The organism is Microtetraspora sp. AC03309, assembly GCF_020826795.1.
GTDB lineage: Bacteria > Actinomycetota > Actinomycetes > Streptosporangiales > Streptosporangiaceae > Microtetraspora > Microtetraspora glauca.
The window spans coordinates 12839-29395 of the sequence record NZ_JADDIL010000077.1; the positions used below are offsets into that span (position 1 = coordinate 12839).

The 16557-nt window shown below is 70.1% G+C and carries 14 protein-coding genes; 5 read left to right on the forward strand and 9 right to left on the reverse strand.

Features of this window, described 5'->3' with window-relative positions:
• Positions 1-447: 447 nt before the first annotated feature.
• The 4 genes from IMZ11_RS34115 to IMZ11_RS34130 are packed head-to-tail and all read right to left on the reverse strand — an operon-like array spanning position 448 to position 7220.
• Positions 448-1131 (reverse strand): ABC transporter ATP-binding protein, encoded by a 684-nt coding sequence (locus IMZ11_RS34115; RefSeq protein ID WP_228646525.1) that lies wholly within the window; start codon positions 1129-1131, stop codon positions 448-450.
• A complete protein-coding gene (locus IMZ11_RS34120) occupies positions 1131-2048 on the reverse strand; it encodes an ABC transporter ATP-binding protein (protein WP_228646526.1) in 918 nt (305 codons plus the stop codon). The genes IMZ11_RS34115 and IMZ11_RS34120 overlap by 1 nt, the downstream gene beginning before the upstream one ends.
• Positions 2032-4545: an FtsX-like permease family protein gene (locus IMZ11_RS34125; protein WP_228646527.1), complete on the reverse strand. Its 2514-nt coding sequence runs from the start codon at positions 4543-4545 to the stop codon at positions 2032-2034. Before IMZ11_RS34125 ends, IMZ11_RS34120 begins: the two co-directional genes overlap by 17 nt.
• Positions 4542-7220 (reverse strand): FtsX-like permease family protein, encoded by a 2679-nt coding sequence (locus IMZ11_RS34130; RefSeq protein ID WP_228646528.1) that lies wholly within the window; start codon positions 7218-7220, stop codon positions 4542-4544. Before IMZ11_RS34130 ends, IMZ11_RS34125 begins: the two co-directional genes overlap by 4 nt.
• 453 nt (positions 7221-7673) lie before the next feature.
• On the opposite strand from IMZ11_RS34130, the gene IMZ11_RS34135 reads away from it, so the two are divergent.
• Positions 7674-7859 (forward strand): hypothetical protein, encoded by a 186-nt coding sequence (locus IMZ11_RS34135; protein ID WP_228646529.1) that lies wholly within the window; start codon positions 7674-7676, stop codon positions 7857-7859.
• A 1-nt stretch (position 7860) separates the two neighbouring features.
• On the opposite strand, the gene rpsT is transcribed toward IMZ11_RS34135, so the two are convergent.
• Positions 7861-8133 (reverse strand): 30S ribosomal protein S20, encoded by a 273-nt coding sequence (rpsT, locus tag IMZ11_RS34140; protein ID WP_061257571.1) that lies wholly within the window; start codon positions 8131-8133, stop codon positions 7861-7863.
• Positions 8134-8292: 159 nt separating this feature from the next.
• Complete coding sequence (locus IMZ11_RS34145) at positions 8293-9285, reverse strand: hypothetical protein (protein WP_228646530.1); 993 nt, start codon at positions 9283-9285, stop codon at positions 8293-8295.
• A gap of 122 nt (positions 9286-9407) precedes the next feature.
• Here IMZ11_RS34145 and lepA point away from each other — a divergent pair, with 122 nt between their 5' ends.
• From lepA to IMZ11_RS34160, 3 genes are all read left to right on the forward strand, one after another.
• Entirely contained in the window at positions 9408-11234 is a 1827-nt protein-coding gene (gene lepA, locus IMZ11_RS34150) for a translation elongation factor 4 (protein WP_228646531.1), read from the forward strand.
• 56 nt (positions 11235-11290) lie between these two features.
• Positions 11291-11824, forward strand: coding sequence for a GNAT family N-acetyltransferase (locus tag IMZ11_RS34155; protein WP_228646532.1), 534 nt, complete (start codon positions 11291-11293; stop codon positions 11822-11824).
• A gap of 69 nt (positions 11825-11893) precedes the next feature.
• Positions 11894-12208, forward strand: coding sequence for a hypothetical protein (locus IMZ11_RS34160; RefSeq protein WP_228646533.1), 315 nt, complete (start codon positions 11894-11896; stop codon positions 12206-12208).
• 39 nt (positions 12209-12247) lie between these two features.
• Here the strand turns inward: IMZ11_RS34160 and IMZ11_RS34165 are convergent, their stop codons facing one another.
• Entirely contained in the window at positions 12248-12586 is a 339-nt protein-coding gene (locus tag IMZ11_RS34165; protein WP_228646534.1) for a hypothetical protein, read from the reverse strand.
• A 212-nt stretch (positions 12587-12798) separates the two neighbouring features.
• Positions 12799-14184 carry a glycoside hydrolase family 18 protein gene (locus IMZ11_RS34170; RefSeq protein ID WP_228646535.1) on the reverse strand — a complete coding sequence of 462 codons (1386 nt, stop codon included), beginning with the start codon at positions 14182-14184 and terminating at the stop codon, positions 12799-12801.
• A gap of 404 nt (positions 14185-14588) precedes the next feature.
• On the opposite strand from IMZ11_RS34170, the gene hemW reads away from it, so the two are divergent.
• Entirely contained in the window at positions 14589-15806 is a 1218-nt protein-coding gene (gene hemW, locus IMZ11_RS34175) for a radical SAM family heme chaperone HemW (RefSeq protein ID WP_228646536.1), read from the forward strand.
• Here hemW and IMZ11_RS46015 read toward each other — a convergent pair whose 3' ends face one another.
• Entirely contained in the window at positions 15807-16484 is a 678-nt protein-coding gene (locus tag IMZ11_RS46015; protein ID WP_305075929.1) for a DUF4870 domain-containing protein, read from the reverse strand.
• Between the last annotated feature and the right edge of the window lie 73 nt (positions 16485-16557).

Below are 16557 nucleotides of genomic sequence, written 5' to 3' on the forward strand. Positions count from 1 at the left end.
CGTGAGGCACTGTTGATCGGTAAGTCGGCGTACGAGGCCGGTGAACATGTGCTGGTGGACGTGGCGCGGCCTCCGTAGCTGTAATGTTCGCCGGCGCCTTCGAACTCCGGGAGGCTGATGAGGGTGGCCGGGCAGCTCAGGCGTGTGCCGGAGCCGTCCGGCCGAAGTGCCGACTCGCCGATGGGTGTCGGCACTTCGCTGGTTTTGAGGACAGGCCAGTGCCGGTACGTCCAGGATGAGACCCGATTCGGGGAAGGAATGTGCCGCCTCCGCGTGTTCTCGGCACTTTCCACGTGCGCATGCCCGCCGCGGCCAGAGGCCGCCATCCTTCTCTGAGCGTAGAAGAGAGACCTGAACCTCGTGGCGCGCCCCCTGCTGGTGGGGCCGGCCTTACCAACAGGCCGCGTTCCGGCGCTGTCCGTTCGCTCCGGGGCTCGACGGACCAGGTCAGGCGGCGGTCTCCTGCATGATGGCGCCGTCGTGCAGTTCGAGTACACGATCGGCGAGTGTGATGAGCTTCGGATCATGGGTGGCGACCAGCGCCGTCACCCCTTCGCTGCGGACGAGGGCCTGGAGCAGTTGCATGATCTGCAGTGCGGTGTGCGAGTCGAGCTGTCCCGTCGGCTCGTCCGCGATCAGCAGGCGGGGCCGGTTCGCCAGCGACCGGGCGATCGCCACACGCTGCTGCTGCCCACCGGACAGCTCGTACGGCCGCTGGTTCATGTGATCGCCCAGCCCGACCAAGGTCAGCAGCATCCGCACCCGCTCCTCACGCTCGGCGACCGCCGCGCGGGTCAGGCGGAGCGGCACCCCGACGTTCTCGGCCGCGGACAGGACGGGAATCAGTCCGAAGGACTGGAACACGAAGCCGATCATGTCCCGGCGCAGCTCAAGCAGGGCGGCCTCAGGCAGCTCCGTCACTGTCCGCCCGGCTACCTCGACCCGGCCCTCGTTCGGCCGGTCCAGGCCGCCGATCATGTTGAGGAGCGTCGTCTTGCCTGATCCGGATCGGCCGCGTACGGCGACCAGCTCTCCGGGGTAGGCCTCGAACGACACCCCTCGCAGGGCCTCGACCCCCTTGGGATAGACCTTGCGCACGCCTTCGGCGACGACCAGCGGCTGCTTCGTCATCACTGTTCGTCTCCCTGGTTGGCGGGCCACACTCCGATGTGGTCGCGTTCGAGCTCAAGCCGGACCCGGCGTTCCATCTCCAGCGCGGACATGAAGTCACGCGGGAGCTGCAGGCGGCCTGCCCGGTCGAGCACGGCGTACTCCTCGGCGATCACGCCGCCGTCCTCGGACGTACGGCGGAGCGTCTCGCTGGAGGTCCGGCCGTCCCGGATGCCGATCGTCCGGTCGACCTGGTCGGCCACCATGGGGTCGTGCGTGACGATGACGGTGGTGACGCCGAGCTCCCGGTTGGCCCGGCGCAGGGCGCCGAAGACGTCTTCCGATGTGTCGCTGTCGAGCTCGCCGGTCGGCTCGTCGGCCAGGATCACCTCGGGAGAGTTGGCCAGCGCGACCGCGATGGCCACGCGCTGCTGCTGGCCGCCCGACATCTCCCCGGGGCGCCGTCCGGCGCAGTCGGCCACGCCCAGCAGCTCGAGCAACTCCGCCGCCCGCGCCCGATGCGCCTTGTTGGCCGCCAGCCGCATGGGCAGCAGGACGTTCTCCTGCGCCGTGAGGTAGGGGAGCAGGTTGCGGGCCGTCTGCTGCCAGATGAACCCGACGACGGAGCGGCGGAACCGCAGCCGGTCGCGGGCGGTCATCGACAGCAGGTCCATGCCGGCGACCCGGGCGAGCCCGGCGGTCGGCACGTCCAGCCCGGAGAGCACGTTGAGCAGCGTCGACTTGCCCGACCCGGACGCGCCGACGATCGCGATCAGCTCACCCTTGTCGATCAGCAGGTCGAGCCCCTGCAGGGCGACCACCTCGACGCCCTCGGTCTTGTAGATGCGCACCAGGTTGTCGCACAGGATGTGGGCGGCCGCGCCGAAGGCGGCTTTCGCCGCCCCGGCCTGTGCCTCCAGATCAGCGAGACTTTGCACGGCTGCCTCCAAGGTAGATGCCGGCCAGGGCGACGAGGGCGATCCCGCCGGCCAGCAGGGCGGGCATGACCGGGTCGATCGGGTAGTCGCCGAACCGCAGGCCGGCGTAGGCGGACAGGTCGATGCCCTTTCCGAGCAGCGTGGGCAGGCCGAGCCCGAGCGCGAGCCCGGCGAATCCGGCGAGGACGAGCACCGGGCCGACTTCGAGGACCGCCATGACCCTGGCCTGGCGGCCCGTCAGGCCGATCGCGGTCAGCAGTCGCAGGGCCCGGGCCCGTTCGGCCGCTCCCGAGATGAGCATGATCGCCACCGCGACCAGCGTGTACGCCGCGAGGGCGAGCGTCACGACGCGCAACCCGGTCATCAGGCTGGACGTGAGCGGCGCCGCGGCGATCTGCGCGAGTTCGTCCTCCATGGTGCGGACCACCGTGCCGGCCGGCACGGCCGCCTTGACCGCGGCGGGGTCTCCGCTGATCAGCAGCGTGTTCGTGTGCTGCGGCATGGCCGGGACGACGACGAGCGCCAGGTCGGGGGACCCCACACCGGGCAGTGAGGTGATCTTGCCTTGCGGGCGCACGGTCATCCGCTCCGGCCAGCCGATGTCGAAGCTCGACATCGCGGCCACGTCGGGTGACACGAGGGCCCCGCCCGCGGGCGGCCGGGGGATGTCGAGGGGACTGCCCGCCACCAGCCGCCGGTAGGCGTTCAGGTCGATCGCGACGACGGCGGTGTCGCGGCCCCTGAACCCGACCTCGGCGACGGACTGGCCGATCGCGGCGGGGACGACCTCCTTGACCCCCGACGTCCGCCTGATCCGCTCGATGAGGTCCGCCGGGATGCCCTGCTGCCGTTCCACCCGGATCTCGGCTCCGACCCGCTGCCAGGCGGCCAGGCGCTGCGCCGTACCGAGCCCGTCCGCGGCGACCGCGCCGTACGCGGAGATCGCGAGCGCGGGCAGCAGGGTCAGCACCGGCAGCGTGGCGCCCGTCGCGGCGCGTGCCGCCATGGCCAGCCCGAGGTACGGCGCCGCGTCCCTGCGGCGGGCGGCGAGCCGCAGCAACAGGCGGAGCGGGAACGGGTAGAGGCGGAGCGCGACCAGCGCGGCGGCGACCGTGAGGAACGCGGGCACCAGCATCAGGAACGGGTCGTCGCCGAGCCCGCGGGTGCGCAGCAGTTGGACGCCTCCGGCCCCGAGCAGGACGATCAGGATCTCCAGGGCGATCCGCTTCGGGGACGGCTTGCGCGCCACGATGTCGTCCCGGCGTTCGTTGAGGGGCTGCCGGTGGTCGCGGGCCGCTTCCGCGCACGCGTAGGCGACGGCCGCGACGGCCAGCGCGACGGGACCGGCGAGCAGCATCGGCAGGTACGGCCCTCGCACCAGGAAGGACAGCCCGGCGCCCGCCAGCGCCGCGGGCACCACGGCGAGCGCGGTCACCCCGCCCCCGATGGCCGTGATCCGCCGCAGTGACGCGCCGCGCGCCCGCATCAGGGAGAGGCTGCCGTGCATCCGGGCGCCGAGGAGTCGTACGGCGAGTGCGATCGTGCCGAGGCAGGCCACGGCGAGGCCGCCGAGGAGCACCGCCATCAGCGCGCGGGTGGTGGACAGCCGGTCGAGGAACTCCGCGATCAGCTGGTCGAGTCCCGTCGCGAGCGAGACGCCCTGCCCTTGGGTGGAGATCCCGGTGGTGACGGAGGTGCCCTGCCGCGCGCTGGGCACCTTGTGGCCCGCCTCGACCACCCCGGCGAGCACGTCCCGCGCGTTGCGGGCGGTCAGGGCCGCCGGGTTCACCTGGAAGACCCAGCTGTAGTTCAGGTCCAGTTTCCCGGACGCCAGGGCGTCGCCGTTGGCCAGGCCGGTGATGTAGTGGTCCTCTTCGTCGGCGAGCGGCTCCTGCCTCCTGACGACCTCCGACATCCCCCTGTTGTAGACCGTCCAGAACGCGTCGTCGGGGTCCAGCGGTTCGTAGAGGCCGGTGACCGTGGCCTGGTACCCCTCGAACGGGACCGTGTCGCCGACCTTGATGCCGAACTGGGCGGCGGGATCGGCCGCGAAAGCGACCTCGAAGTGCTTCGGTGTGTCGCTCCGTCCGGGAGCCTTGCCCTCGACATACCTGATCCGTGAATCCGTGTCGTTGACCCAGACGAGGTACAGATAGCGGTGCCGCCGGTCCGTGATCTGCATCTTGCTCGTCAGGTAGCCGTACCTGGCGGTGCCGTCCAGCACGCCCTGGACGCTCGGCGGCATCGCGGCACGCCAGAGGGCGTTCTTCCGCGCCGTCTGCTCGACGTTCTTCGGAGGGTCGAAGCTGTAGGTGCCGTCCAGGTTGACGGTCAGCGCGGTCGTCAACGGGGGCGAGGTCCGCAGCAGGGTCTCCGCGCTCTCGTCGAGGGACGCCTCCAGCGCCCGGGGAAGCCCGGCGACCAGCAACGACGCGGTCAGCGCGAGCAGGGCGAGCAGCGCCGCCGTCCCCCGGTGCGCTGTGAGCAGCCGGATCATCGGTCCTCCCCGGAACGCAGCACGCCACCGGGCCCGCGCCGATGCAGCGTGCGGGCCAGTCCGATCACGACCACCAGGAGCACGGACGCGACCGCGAGGCCGAGCGCGGTGATGCTCGGCCACGGGATGTCCAGGATGACCGACGGTGTCACCGTCGTGGCCTGCCCCGTCAGCACGATGGACGGCACGACGGCCATGGCCACCACCACGGCGAGCAGCACGCCACCTACCAGTGACAACCCGATGACGAACGACTGCTCGACGGCGAGCAGGCCGAGCATCTGCCGGAAGCTGACTCCGAGCGCGCCCAGCAGCGCGAACTCCGACCTGCGCTCTCGCGCGGACACGGCCGCGTTGACCAGGAACCCCAGGACGGCGAACGCCAGCGCGGCGACGAAGCCGAGGACCAGCGCTCCCTGCAGGCCGCCCGCCAGCGGGTCGTCCCTGAGCTGCCGGTTCAGGGCGCCGACGTCGGTCACCTCCGCCCCCCGTTTCGCCAGTACGGCCGCCGCGGCCGAGGTGTCGTCGCCGGAGACGGCCAGCCACCACTCCGTCGCCTCCGCCGGGACCTTGGCCGCGGTGCGCAGCAGGGACAGGTCGGTGAGGACGGCCGAGGTGCCGGCGGGCGTGCCCGGCATCGCTCGCACGGTCCCCACCACCATGACCGGGACGGGTGCCGTGCCGACGGTCAGCGTGTCGCTCTTCGCCAGGTCCTCGGTGACCACGACCGGCAGAGCCGCTTCCTGCGCGGCCAGCCTGGACGAGAGTGCGGCGAGCGAAAGGTCGGACAGGTCCGGGCGGAGCAGCATGATCTCGTTCAGCTTCGTCGCCTCCGCCGCGATGAGATCGACGTCGCCGCCCCCCATGGCCGCCCGTACGCGGTGGACCGGCATGAGCGCGGTGACACCGGGCAGCGACGAGAACGCCTGCTTCTGGTCTCCCGCGTCCGGCCGGATGGCCACCCGCAGGTCGGCGCCCGCGAGATGCCTGGCCTGGTCGTCCTGCGACTGCCTCCAGGTGGAGGAGGTGGCGAGGGACAGCGCGCCGATCGCGACGGCCATCGTCAGGAGCAGCGCAGGACCTGAGTAGCGCGCGGGTCGCCTGCTCACCTGGCGGGCGCCGACGGCGGGTGCGAATCCGGCCCGCCGGGCGGTGGCCCGCTCCAGGATCCGTGAGACGAGGGGGACCAGTCGAAGGCCGAGCAGGCCACCGCAGAGCAGTGCCAGCGCCGGTCCCATCACGATCAGCGGGTCGATGCCCAGATCGCCGCCCGTCGTCTCGGTCACGGGGGCGCCGTAGAGCCGTAGCTGCCAGATCGCGAGCGCCGCGACCACGAGCAACGCGAGGTCGGCCCCGGCTCGCTGGATCAGGCCCTGCCGGTCACCGCGCCCGCGCGCCCCCTGTTCCTCGACGTACGTCCTGCGGGCCCCTCTGACGGCGGGAAGCGCGAGCAGCACGGCGCAGACGAGCGCCACTCCCGCGGAGATGACGAAGGTGCTCACACCGGGGGCCTGCCAGAACGGCACCTCCGCGCCGCCGACGAGCGCGAGCAGGGGCGGCGCCAGGAACGGTGCGGCCACCGCGCAGGGGAGCGCCACCAGCAGCGCCTCACCGCCCGCCAGGGCGGCGAGCCGGACCGATCCCGCACCCCGGGACCGCAGCAGCGCGATCTCCATCCGGCGGTGGTCGGACAGCAGGCGGGCCGTCAGGGTCAGGGCGTACGCCGCAAGGACCAGGAGCTGGAGCACCGGGATCAGCATCGTCGAGCGGGCGACCAGCGCGGCCCGGTCGAGCTGGGTGAGCATGCCGGGAAGGCCGGTGGAGATCGAACACCCCGCGCAGTCGCCCTTGAGCGCGTCCGAGATGCCGGTGACCGACGCGGCCAGGGGACGGAGGTCCTCTCGGGACAGGCCGCCCAGATCGGGTACGGCCAGCCAGGTCGCCGAGACGCCGGTGGCGAACCGGCCGAGAAACGTCTTCGCGGGAATCAGGAGCGGGCCGTATGTCGTGTAGTCGCCGACCTGGCTGCCCGCGCGGAGCAGTTCGTCACCCGTCCACCGGCCGCCGTTCGGGGCGGTGAGCCGGAAGACGCCGCTGATCCGGACCCGGACGCGGCGGTCGTCCAGCCGGCCCACGACCTCGAACTCGCTGCCCGTGCTCAGCCGCATCGCGGCGGCGGCGGGCTCGGACAGCGCGGCCTCGACCGTGCTTCCCTTCTCACCCTTGTCCGCTCCCGTGCCGGCGTTCGGGGCGCTCTCACCGGGCCAGGCGCCGGCGACCAGCTCGGCGTGCTCGCGGAGGTCGTCGTACGTGGCGAATCGGGTCAGGTCCGGGCGGTCCCGCCCCTCCTGTCCGGGCATCGCGTACGAGTCGGACCGGGCGCCGGACACCACGCGGTTGGGGACGCCCGCGTAGCCGCGCGCGATCCGGTCACGGACCCTCTGGTCGATGCGGGCGTAGTCGTCGGCCCGCACGGAGGAGGTCACGGTGGTCGACGTGAAGGAGAGCGGCGCGGTCTCCATGGCCTGCCGTACACCCCTGTCGGTGACGGAGGCCGCGTACGCCATGAGCGCGACCAGCGTGGTGGTGGCAAGAAGGATCGAGCCGAACGCCGCCACCAGCAGGAGCGGCTCGCTCAACGCGCGCCGGATGACCAGCGGTGTCCGCCCCCGCATGTACCGTCCTAAAGGCTCGCCGGGCTACCTATCGATCGCCTCACCATAGGGGGGTTGACGACGGGTCAGGAAGATCGGTGACGGACTCGATGCGCGGCGGCGACCCGGACGTGATATCGAAACTGTGACATTTCTCGACTTGAATCGTCAAAAACTTTATGAATGCGTCCCATGCGGGCGGAACGTGCCGCCGTGCGCTCAGGAATCGCGGTGGGCACGGCGAAGGCACGGCGAAGGAACGGCGAATCACGGTGACCGTACGGCCGGCGCCGTGCCTGGTCATCACGTGAACCCCGGCACCGCGAGCACCGGAGCACCGGAGCACGCCGGGCGCGGCGAAAATGCGATAAATCCGATGACCGTGATGAGCCTGATGACCGTGACGAACCGATGAACACGATGAAGCCGATGAAGCCGATGAACGTGATGACTCTGATGAACTAGCGTCATGACGTGATGAACCCGATGAAATGGTGCCTGCCGGCGCGCGGCGGCCACGCGATGAACGCGATGAACGCGATGAACGCGATGAACGCGATGAACGCGATGAACCGGTTGGAGGCACCAAAACGCCGCACCCCCGGAAAAGGGGATGCGGCGTGGACGTCCGCGCGGCCCGCGTCGCGGGTGACTGCGTGAACTACTTGGCGGCCTGCAGGGCGGCGGCGCGCTTGGCGATCGCCGACTTGCGGTTGGCGGCCTGGTTCTTGTGGATGACGCCCTTGCTGACGGCCTTGTCCAGCTGACGGCTCGCGGTCTGCAGCGCGGCCAGGGTCTCCTCGACGTTGCCCTGGTCGGCGGCCTCGCGGAACTTGCGGACCGCCGTCTTCAGGGACGACTTGACAGCCTTGTTACGCAGCCGGGCCTTCTCGTTCTGCCGGTTGCGCTTGATCTGGGACTTGATGTTCGCCACGAAGAAAGCCTCGGTGTGAGTCTTGGTCGGATGGGGCGCGCGGGCTCGAGAGAGGGCGCGCCACACGCAGTTGAACAGGGTACCAACAGCCTGGTATGTCGCTCAAATCGAACGAACGGGTGGTCACCTGCCCCGCAATCCTAACCCGGTCCGGCCCCGTCAGGTGTGCGGCCGGACCCAGGATTCCTCGTATTCCCGCCAGTCTTGTTCCGTGGCCGTGAAATCGACGTACATCGCCAGCCCCACCTTCGTCCTGCGGCTGTGTTCCGTGAGGGCCAGGCGGGCGCCCTCGGCCGCCGTCGCGACGCTCTCGGCGTGGTCGCCGGCGTGGTCGTGGTAGGCGGGGGCGCCGATGAGGAGGGTCTTGTCCTCGGGCACGATGCCGAGTGCGATCTCCGCCTGCCGCGTGACGTGGCCGCCGTAGAGCGAAGGGAGGAACGTCCACGAGTCGTACGTCATGATGGCGACCTGGTCGGTGAGTCCGGTCACCTGGCGGAAGTAGCCCTGGCTCCAGTACTTCTCGTGCCCGATGGCCAGCCGGGCCGGCGGCCCCAGGCCCGCCAGCGGCTCGATCTGCTGGGTGGCGACCGACAGAGGACGCGTTCCGATGGCTTCGCGGGTCTCCCGCAGCACGGCGAGGAAGGCCGGATCCCCGTCCCTGACCGGCTCGAAGTCGTAATGGATGCCGTCGAAGCCGAGATCGACGAGGGCCTTGGCGCCGGCGACGATGCGCGTCCTGGCCTCGGGATCGCTCAGATCCAGGCGACCCGGATCGACGCGCTGCCCCAGCCATGCGGAGACCCGGACCCCGGGGAGTCGTTTCTTCCACCATTTCAAGAAATTTTGGGCATTGGGGTATTTGTCAGGGGCAAGGGTGCCGTTGTGAGAGAACGGGCCACTGTGTACGTACACGTCCTTGACGGAGCCCAGCCGTACGGCGAGGGCGTCGACGTCGGCGGCGGTGCGGCGGCCGTCCACCCACGCGTGTCCCATCCAGAGAGCGTCGTTCCCCGTGCTCCTGGCCCACGCCGCCGGAGAGCCAGTGAACTGCAGGCGCAACGCCGCTATGGCGATCAGCCCGATGGCGACCAATACGGCCAGGACGATCGCGGTCCACCTGATCAACCGCTTGGTGATGGTCAAGGCAAGCATCCGGACATGCCACCATGGAGGTTGGCTGGTTCGCCAGCCGTTGACGAGAGAGAAGGCCGAGTCGGCGACGGCACGGCCCGATCCGTCGATCGCAGTCACAAACCCTGTTGAAACGGACCTCGGTGCGCACTCAGCCTGGCCAGACCGACCCCGCGTTGATCCGCAACTTCTGCATCATCGCGCACATCGACCATGGCAAGTCAACCCTCGCCGACCGGATGCTGCAGCTCACCGGTGTGGTCGACGACCGTTCCATGCGCGCGCAGTACCTCGACCGCATGGACATCGAGCGCGAGCGCGGCATCACGATCAAGTCGCAGGCCGTGCGGCTCCCGTGGAACGGTCATGTGCTCAACATGATCGACACGCCCGGCCACGTGGACTTCTCCTACGAGGTGTCCCGCTCGCTGGAGGCATGCGAGGGCGCGATCCTGCTCGTCGACGCGGCCCAGGGCATCGAGGCCCAGACACTGGCCAACCTCTACCTGGCCATGAACGCCGACCTGCACATCATCCCGGTCCTCAACAAGATCGACCTGCCCGCCGCCCAGCCCGACAAGTACGCCGAGGAATTGGCCGGGCTCATCGGCTGCGACGCTTCCGACGTGCTGCGGGTGTCCGGCAAGACCGGAGTCGGCGTCACCGAGCTGCTCGACCACGTGGTCGAGACCATTCCCGCGCCCGTCGGCAACGCCGACGCGCCCGCCCGCGCGCTGATCTTCGACTCGGTCTACGACACCTACCGCGGCGTCGTCACGTACGTCCGGGTCGTGGACGGGCAACTGTCCAAGCGTGAGCGGCTGCTGATGATGTCCACCGGCGCCCAGCACGAGCTCCTGGAGATCGGCGTCATCTCGCCCGAGCCCATGCCGTCCGCGGGGCTCGGCGTCGGCGAGGTGGGCTACCTCATCACCGGTGTGAAGGACGTCCGACAGTCCCGGGTCGGTGACACCGTCACCAGCGCGACCAAGCCCGCCGTGGAGGCGCTCGGCGGCTACGAGCACCCCAAGCCCATGGTCTACTCCGGGCTCTATCCGATCGACGGTGACGACTACCCCGAGCTGCGCGAGGCCCTCGACAAGCTGCGGCTCAACGACGCCGCGCTGGTCTACGAGCCCGAGACCTCGGCCGCGCTCGGCTTCGGCTTCCGTTGCGGCTTCCTTGGCCTGCTCCACATGGAGATCGTCAGGGAGCGGCTCGAGCGTGAGTTCAACCTCTCGCTCATCTCCACCGCGCCGAACGTGATCTACCGGGTGGTGATGGAGGACGCGCGCGAGCTGATCGTCACCAACCCGTCCGAGTTCCCCGAAGGCAAGATCGCGGAGATCCACGAGCCCATGGTCAAGGCCACGCTGCTCGCTCCCGCCGAGTTCATCGGCGCGATCATGGAGCTGTGCCAGGGACGGCGCGGAAACCTCCAGGGCATGGACTACCTGTCCGAGGACCGCGTCGAGATCCGCTACACGCTGCCGCTCGGCGAGATCATCTTCGACTTCTTCGACCAGCTCAAGTCGAAGACCCGCGGCTACGCCTCCCTCGACTACGAACCGTCGGGCGAACAGTCCGCCGACCTCGTCAAGGTCGACATCCTGCTGCAGGGCGAGGCCGTGGACGCATTCAGCGCCATCGTCCACCGCGAGAAGGCGTACGCGTACGGCGTCGAGATGGCCAAGAAGCTCAAGGACCTCATCCCGAGGCAGCAGTTCGAGGTGCCCATCCAGGCCGCCATCGGCGCCCGCGTCATCGCCCGCGAGAACATCCGCGCCATCCGCAAGGACGTCCTCGCCAAGTGCTACGGCGGCGACATCAGCCGTAAGCGCAAGCTGCTGGAGAAGCAGAAGGAAGGCAAGAAGCGGATGAAGATGGTCGGTCGCGTCGAGGTCCCTCAGGAAGCGTTCGTGGCTGCTCTTTCCACGGAGACGTCGTCGGCGGACAAGGCCAAGAAGTAGGCGCGAAGCGGACGCGGCACGGTCCGAGCCGCCGGGCCGTCGGCTGAGGAGCGTGCATGGACGTCCTGGTCACCGAGCGTCTGGAGCTGCGCCGGCCGGTGATCGGCGACCTCGCCGACGTGTACGTCGTGCACGCCGATCCGGAGACCAGCCGGTACAACCCGTCCGGCCCGGACGCCGACGAGCAGGCGAGCCGGCTCCGGTTGCAGGGCTGGATCGCCGACTGGCGGGAGCGCGGCATCGGCTACTGGACCGTGCGCGCCGGGGGAGTGGTCCTCGGCTTCGGCGGGCTCCGCTTCCACGAGGTGGGGGGCGACGAGGTGCTCAACCTCTACTACCGGTTCCGGCCCGCCGCCTGGGGGCGCGGCTATGCCCGGGAGATGGCCGCGGCGGCCCTGGCCGCAGGTCGGGAACGATTCCCCGACCTGCCGATCGTCGCGGTCGTCCGGGACATCAACATCCCCTCGCGCAAGGTGGCCGAGGGCATCGGCATGCGGTTCGATCGCACGATCCCCTATGCCGGCGTGGACAGCCACGTCTTCGTGCTCGATCCCGGCGTACGGCCGGCTCCCAACGGCGGGAACCGCTGACCCGCCGGGAATTGTCGGTCGCCTCGCGTACCTTCTGAGTCGAACGCCTGTGCGATTCGGAGGTCGAAAATGATCGCAGATGCTCACGCCGCCGAGCGGTTCCTGCGCGCCGCGATGCTCGGCGTGGCGATGGCTGTGGAGACGCAGCGGATCCTTCGGCTCCATACCGGCGACTCCCCACCCGACGCGGACGGCACCGTCGGTGTCGAGATCCCGTTCCCGGAGTCGACCGTGATCGCCGCCGTGCTCGACGCCGCCGCCACCTGCTTCCAGCCGCGAGGCGACACGGGGGAGGATCCACGGCAGGCTGTCCTCATCCCGCTGCTTGAGCTGGCCTCGCTCGCGGGTCCCGCCATCCCGCCCCAGTCGCTCCGGGGCGGGTGACGGTCCGCGGGTACGCGCCCGCGGGCTCCTGTACGGAGATCAGCGGACGGCGCGGCAGACAAGAGCGTCGGACGCGCCGCGGAAGGCGGCCGAGATCACGTCCGAGGTGAGGTACTTGCAGGCCAGGTACGGGTCCCCCTGGCCGGCGTAGACGAGCGCGGAGGAGGTGGAGCCGGAGGCGTAACACCTGAGGACGTTGTCGCTCTGGTAGAAGCCGATCCACGCCGACGAGCTGACCTTGGCGTGGCAGTAGTCGCCGATGGACAGCGGGCCGAACGTCAGGTCGACCGTCTGGGCCTGGGCGGGCGAGCTGGCGGTGAAAACGGCGGCGAAGGACAGGAGCACGCCGGCGGTCAGGGTGAGCGAGCGGCGGAGCATGGCACCTCCACGGGAGCGGGGAACGGGGCACTGAGTCGCGCCACCGGATCGGACACGGCAGCGCCGGATGGGGATGCGGCGGGGACCGAATCGGGCAGCGCCGGGTTGGGATGCGGCGGGGATCGGTATCGGGCGGTGCCGGGTCGGAATGGGCGGATGTCGCGGGGACCGGTGCGAACCCAGGCGCACCGATCCCCGCAGCAGGTGGGTGGTCAGCGCAGCACGGAATAGAGCGCCGAGGTGAGGGACGCCTTGGCGTCGTCCTGATCGAGTGACCACATCATCGAGCCGCCGAGACCCTTGAGGCGGATGTAGGCCGCCTTCTGCACGAGAACCGCCGGATCGTCGTACGACCAGAACTCGTTGCCGTCGTAGAGCCACAGGGTGCCGGTCAGCAGGTCCCGGTATCGCTTGCCCGGCTTGCCCGCCAGGATCTTGTAGTCCTCGGTGCCCGCGGCGAAGGTTCCCGGAGCGGGGCCGGTCGCCGCCGCGTACAGCCCGTTACCGCTGGACCGCACGCCCGTCCAGCCCTGCCCGTACGCCGGGACGCCGACGACGATCTTGTTCTTGGGGGCGCCGCGCGACACGTAGTCCTTCACGGTCTGGTCCACGCTGAAGCGCACCGGGTTCGGGTCCCGCCGATCGGTCAGCAGGTTGCCGTTGTGTCCGGTCCGGAGCTCCCAGGATCCGTGCAGGTCATAGCCCTGGACGGTGGCGAAGTCGAGCTGGGCGAAGACCGGGCCCACCTCGAAGCCGGCGTCGATCTTGGCTGCCGCGGCCGGGAGGAAGGCCGTGAGCTCGGAGTGCCGGTCTACGGCCGTCATCTGCCGCCGCAGCTCGCTCAGGAACAGCGTGAAGTTCTGCTTGTCCTCCGGCCGGATGATGTTCCCGTCGTTGCCGGAGGAGCCGGGCCACTCCCAGTCGAGGTCGATGCCGTCGAAGATCCCGGCCCCGGTGCCTTCGGGGAGACCGGGCAGGTTGCCCTTCAACCACAGGTCCACGCAGGACGCGGCGAGCGTGGCGCGCGATTCCGGTGTGAGTACGGCGTCGGAGAAGTACTTCGAACCGGACCATCCGCCCAGCGAGATCAGCACCTTCAGGTTCGGGTGCTTGGCCTTCAGCTTCCTGAGCTGGTTGAGGTTGCCCTTGAGCGCCTGGTCGTCGCCGTCCGCGACCCCGTCCACGCTCTGCTCGGCGGGAACGCCCCGCTGCCAGTCGGCCCACGGATCCGCCGAGTAGCACGTGCCCTCGGCGCCGACGAAGCCGAACGCGTAGTTGATGTGGGTGAGCTTGGCGGCGGCGCCGCTGGTGTCCAGGTCCTGCACATGGAAGTTCCGGCCGTAGACGCCCCACTGGATGAAGTAGCCGACCCGCTTGTAGCGGTCGTTGCCGCCGGACCGGCCCCGTGCCGCCTCTTCCTGGGGTCCGGCGGCGGTCCCAGTGGCGGTCCCAGCGGCCGCGGCGGCTTCGGGTGCCGCGGCCTGTACCGGTTCGTCCTGTGCCGATCGGGCCTGCGCTGTCTGTGCCAGCGCGGGCGTGGACGCGGCCGCGGCCGCGAGTCCCGTGGCCAGTGCCACGGCGAGGAGGAGTCGACGCACGTTGTCCCCTACTCTTAGGAAACTTTCCTTAAAGTTTGCTGGATCGTAGCCCCGGGGAACGCGGCGGTCAATGGTGGAAGAAGGCCCGGACGGAAGGCCCTGGCCGGCCCCGGATCCCGGTCTGGGTCAGGTTCGTTGCCCACGTCGTAGCCGGGGGGAGTTCATGACGCTGGTCAGGTCGCCGGCGTTGGTCTGTGATCGATGTCCCGGGCGAATGCCCGGCCGTTCGCCTTGGCGGTGTGCCGCCGAGGACGGCGTGAGCATCGCCTCGCCCACGCCGCCCTTCCGGGTCGGCGACGGTGATCAGATGGCCGTCCGCACGGCGTGCATCGCCGTGCCCCCGCTCCGCGGTCGATGAGAGCAGGACGGCAAGGGCATCGGCCGGATACCGGCAGACTGGAGACGTGCCTTCCGTTCTTCCCGACGGCGATCCGGTTCCCGCCTCCGGCGAGCTGCCTTACAGCGCTCTCGACGGGCTCGGGTCCCGCCCGTTCGGCTTCTACGTGCACGTACCGTTCTGCGTCACCCGGTGCGGCTACTGCGACTTCAACACCTACACCGCGTCCGAGCTCGGCCCCGGCGCCTCGCAGCGGGACTACGCCTCCACCGCCATCGAGGAGGTACGGCTCGCCCGGCGCGTCCTCGGCGACGCCGAACTGCCCGTGGAGACCGTGTTCTTCGGCGGAGGCACACCGACCCTGCTGCCGCCGGACGACCTGGTCCGCATCCTCCACGTCATCGACGAGGAGTTCGGCCTGGCCGCCGGGGCGGAGGTCAGCACGGAGGCCAATCCGGAATCGGTCACCCAGGAGACCCTGGAAGTCCTGCGGGACGGCGGGTTCACCCGGATGAGCTTCGGCATGCAGAGCGCCCGCGAGCACGTTCTCGCCGTGCTGGACCGCCGCCACACCCCCGGCCGGGCGGCGGGAGCCGTACAGGAGGCGAGGAAGGCGGGGTTCGACCACGTCAACCTCGACCTGATCTACTCCACCCCGGGCGAGACCGACGACGACTGGCGGGCGTCGCTCGCCGCCGCGCTGGCCGCGGGTCCCGACCACATCTCGGCGTACTCGCTGATCGTCGAGGAGGGCACCCGGTTGGCCGCCAGGATCCGGCGCGGCGAGCTGCCCATGCCGGACGACGACGTGGCCGCCGACCGCTATCTCATCGCCGAGGAGATGCTCACCTCCGCCGGGTTCCGCTGGTACGAAGTCTCCAACTGGGCGGTCTCCGACGAGGCCCGCTGCCGCCACAACCTGCTCTACTGGACCGGCGGCGACTGGTGGGGCGTCGGGCCGGGCGCGCACAGCCATGTGGGCGGCACCCGGTGGTGGAACGTCAAGCATCCGGCGTCGTACGCGGCTCGTCTCGCGGTGGGCGAGTCGCCGGGGTACGCGCGCGAGGAGCTGGCGGCGGATGACAGGGCCGTCGAGCGGCTGATGCTGGAACTCCGCCTCGCCTCCGGGTTCCCGCTTGCCGACCTGCGGCCGTCGGCCCGTACGGTATGCGCCAGGGCGCTGGCCGACGGCCTGCTCGATGTGGAGGCGTTCAAGCGCGGCCGCGCCGTGCTGACGCTGCGTGGCCGGCTCCTCGCGGACGCCCTGATCCGCGACCTGACCTGATCAGGTGATGAGGCGGATCGTCATCGGATAGCGGTAGCTCTCGCCCCGGTTGGCGGCCATCGAGCCCATGATCCCCATCACCAGTGTGTAGAGCCAGATGACGGGGAGCAGCAGGAACCCGATGACTCCCACGAGGACGAACGTCAGGATGAACGACAACACGGTCACCGTGACGAAGGCGATCGTGGCGGTGATCCAGAAGTTCAGCGCCTCGGCCGCCTGGTCCCGGACGTACGGCGACTGGTCCTTCTTCGTCATGTAGATCACCAGTGAGCCGACGGAACCCAGCGGCCAGGCGATGAGGTTCCCCAGGCCGGCCAGGTGGGCCAGCATCGCCATGTTGGTGTCGTCGGTGCCGGGACGCGGGCCGTACTGCCCGGGCACGTACGGCCCGGCCGGGCCGTGAACGGGAGCGCCGTATCCCGGGGCCCCATATCCCGGTGCGCCGTATCCCGGTGCGCCGTAACCGGGAGTCCCGTAGCCCGGCGTGCCGTAACCGGGAGTCCCATAGTCCTGGCTTCCGTAACCCTGGTTTCCGTAGTCCTGGTTCCCGTAATCGGGGGCGCCGTAGCCCGGACCCCCGTGACCGGGAGCTCCGTGTCCCGGAGCGCCCTGACCAGGAGCTCCGTGTCCCGGAGCGCTCTCGCCTCCGTACGGCTCCCGTGGATCGCCAGTCATGCGGCCTTCCTTCGCTGTGTAGAGGGGTTGGAGTTCGCTTGGCCCTGCTGCCGCGAGGGAGACGCGGCGGATT

What these genes read in the sequence shown, in the direction of transcription:
- IMZ11_RS34160 (WP_228646533.1), top strand. Translation starts at nt 11,894, where the DNA reads ATGATCGCAGATGCTCACGCCGCCGAGCGGTTCCTGCGCGCCGCGATG.
- IMZ11_RS34115 (WP_228646525.1), bottom strand. Translation starts at nt 1,131, where the DNA reads ATGACGAAGCAGCCGCTGGTCGTCGCCGAAGGCGTGCGCAAGGTCTAT.
- IMZ11_RS34125 (WP_228646527.1), bottom strand. Translation starts at nt 4,545, where the DNA reads ATGATCCGGCTGCTCACAGCGCACCGGGGGACGGCGGCGCTGCTCGCC.
- IMZ11_RS34155 (WP_228646532.1), top strand. Translation starts at nt 11,291, where the DNA reads ATGGACGTCCTGGTCACCGAGCGTCTGGAGCTGCGCCGGCCGGTGATC.
- IMZ11_RS34165 (WP_228646534.1), bottom strand. Translation starts at nt 12,586, where the DNA reads ATGCTCCGCCGCTCGCTCACCCTGACCGCCGGCGTGCTCCTGTCCTTC.
- IMZ11_RS46015 (WP_305075929.1), bottom strand. Translation starts at nt 16,484, where the DNA reads ATGACTGGCGATCCACGGGAGCCGTACGGAGGCGAGAGCGCTCCGGGA.
- IMZ11_RS34130 (WP_228646528.1), bottom strand. Translation starts at nt 7,220, where the DNA reads ATGCGGGGGCGGACACCGCTGGTCATCCGGCGCGCGTTGAGCGAGCCG.
- IMZ11_RS34145 (WP_228646530.1), bottom strand. Translation starts at nt 9,285, where the DNA reads ATGCTTGCCTTGACCATCACCAAGCGGTTGATCAGGTGGACCGCGATC.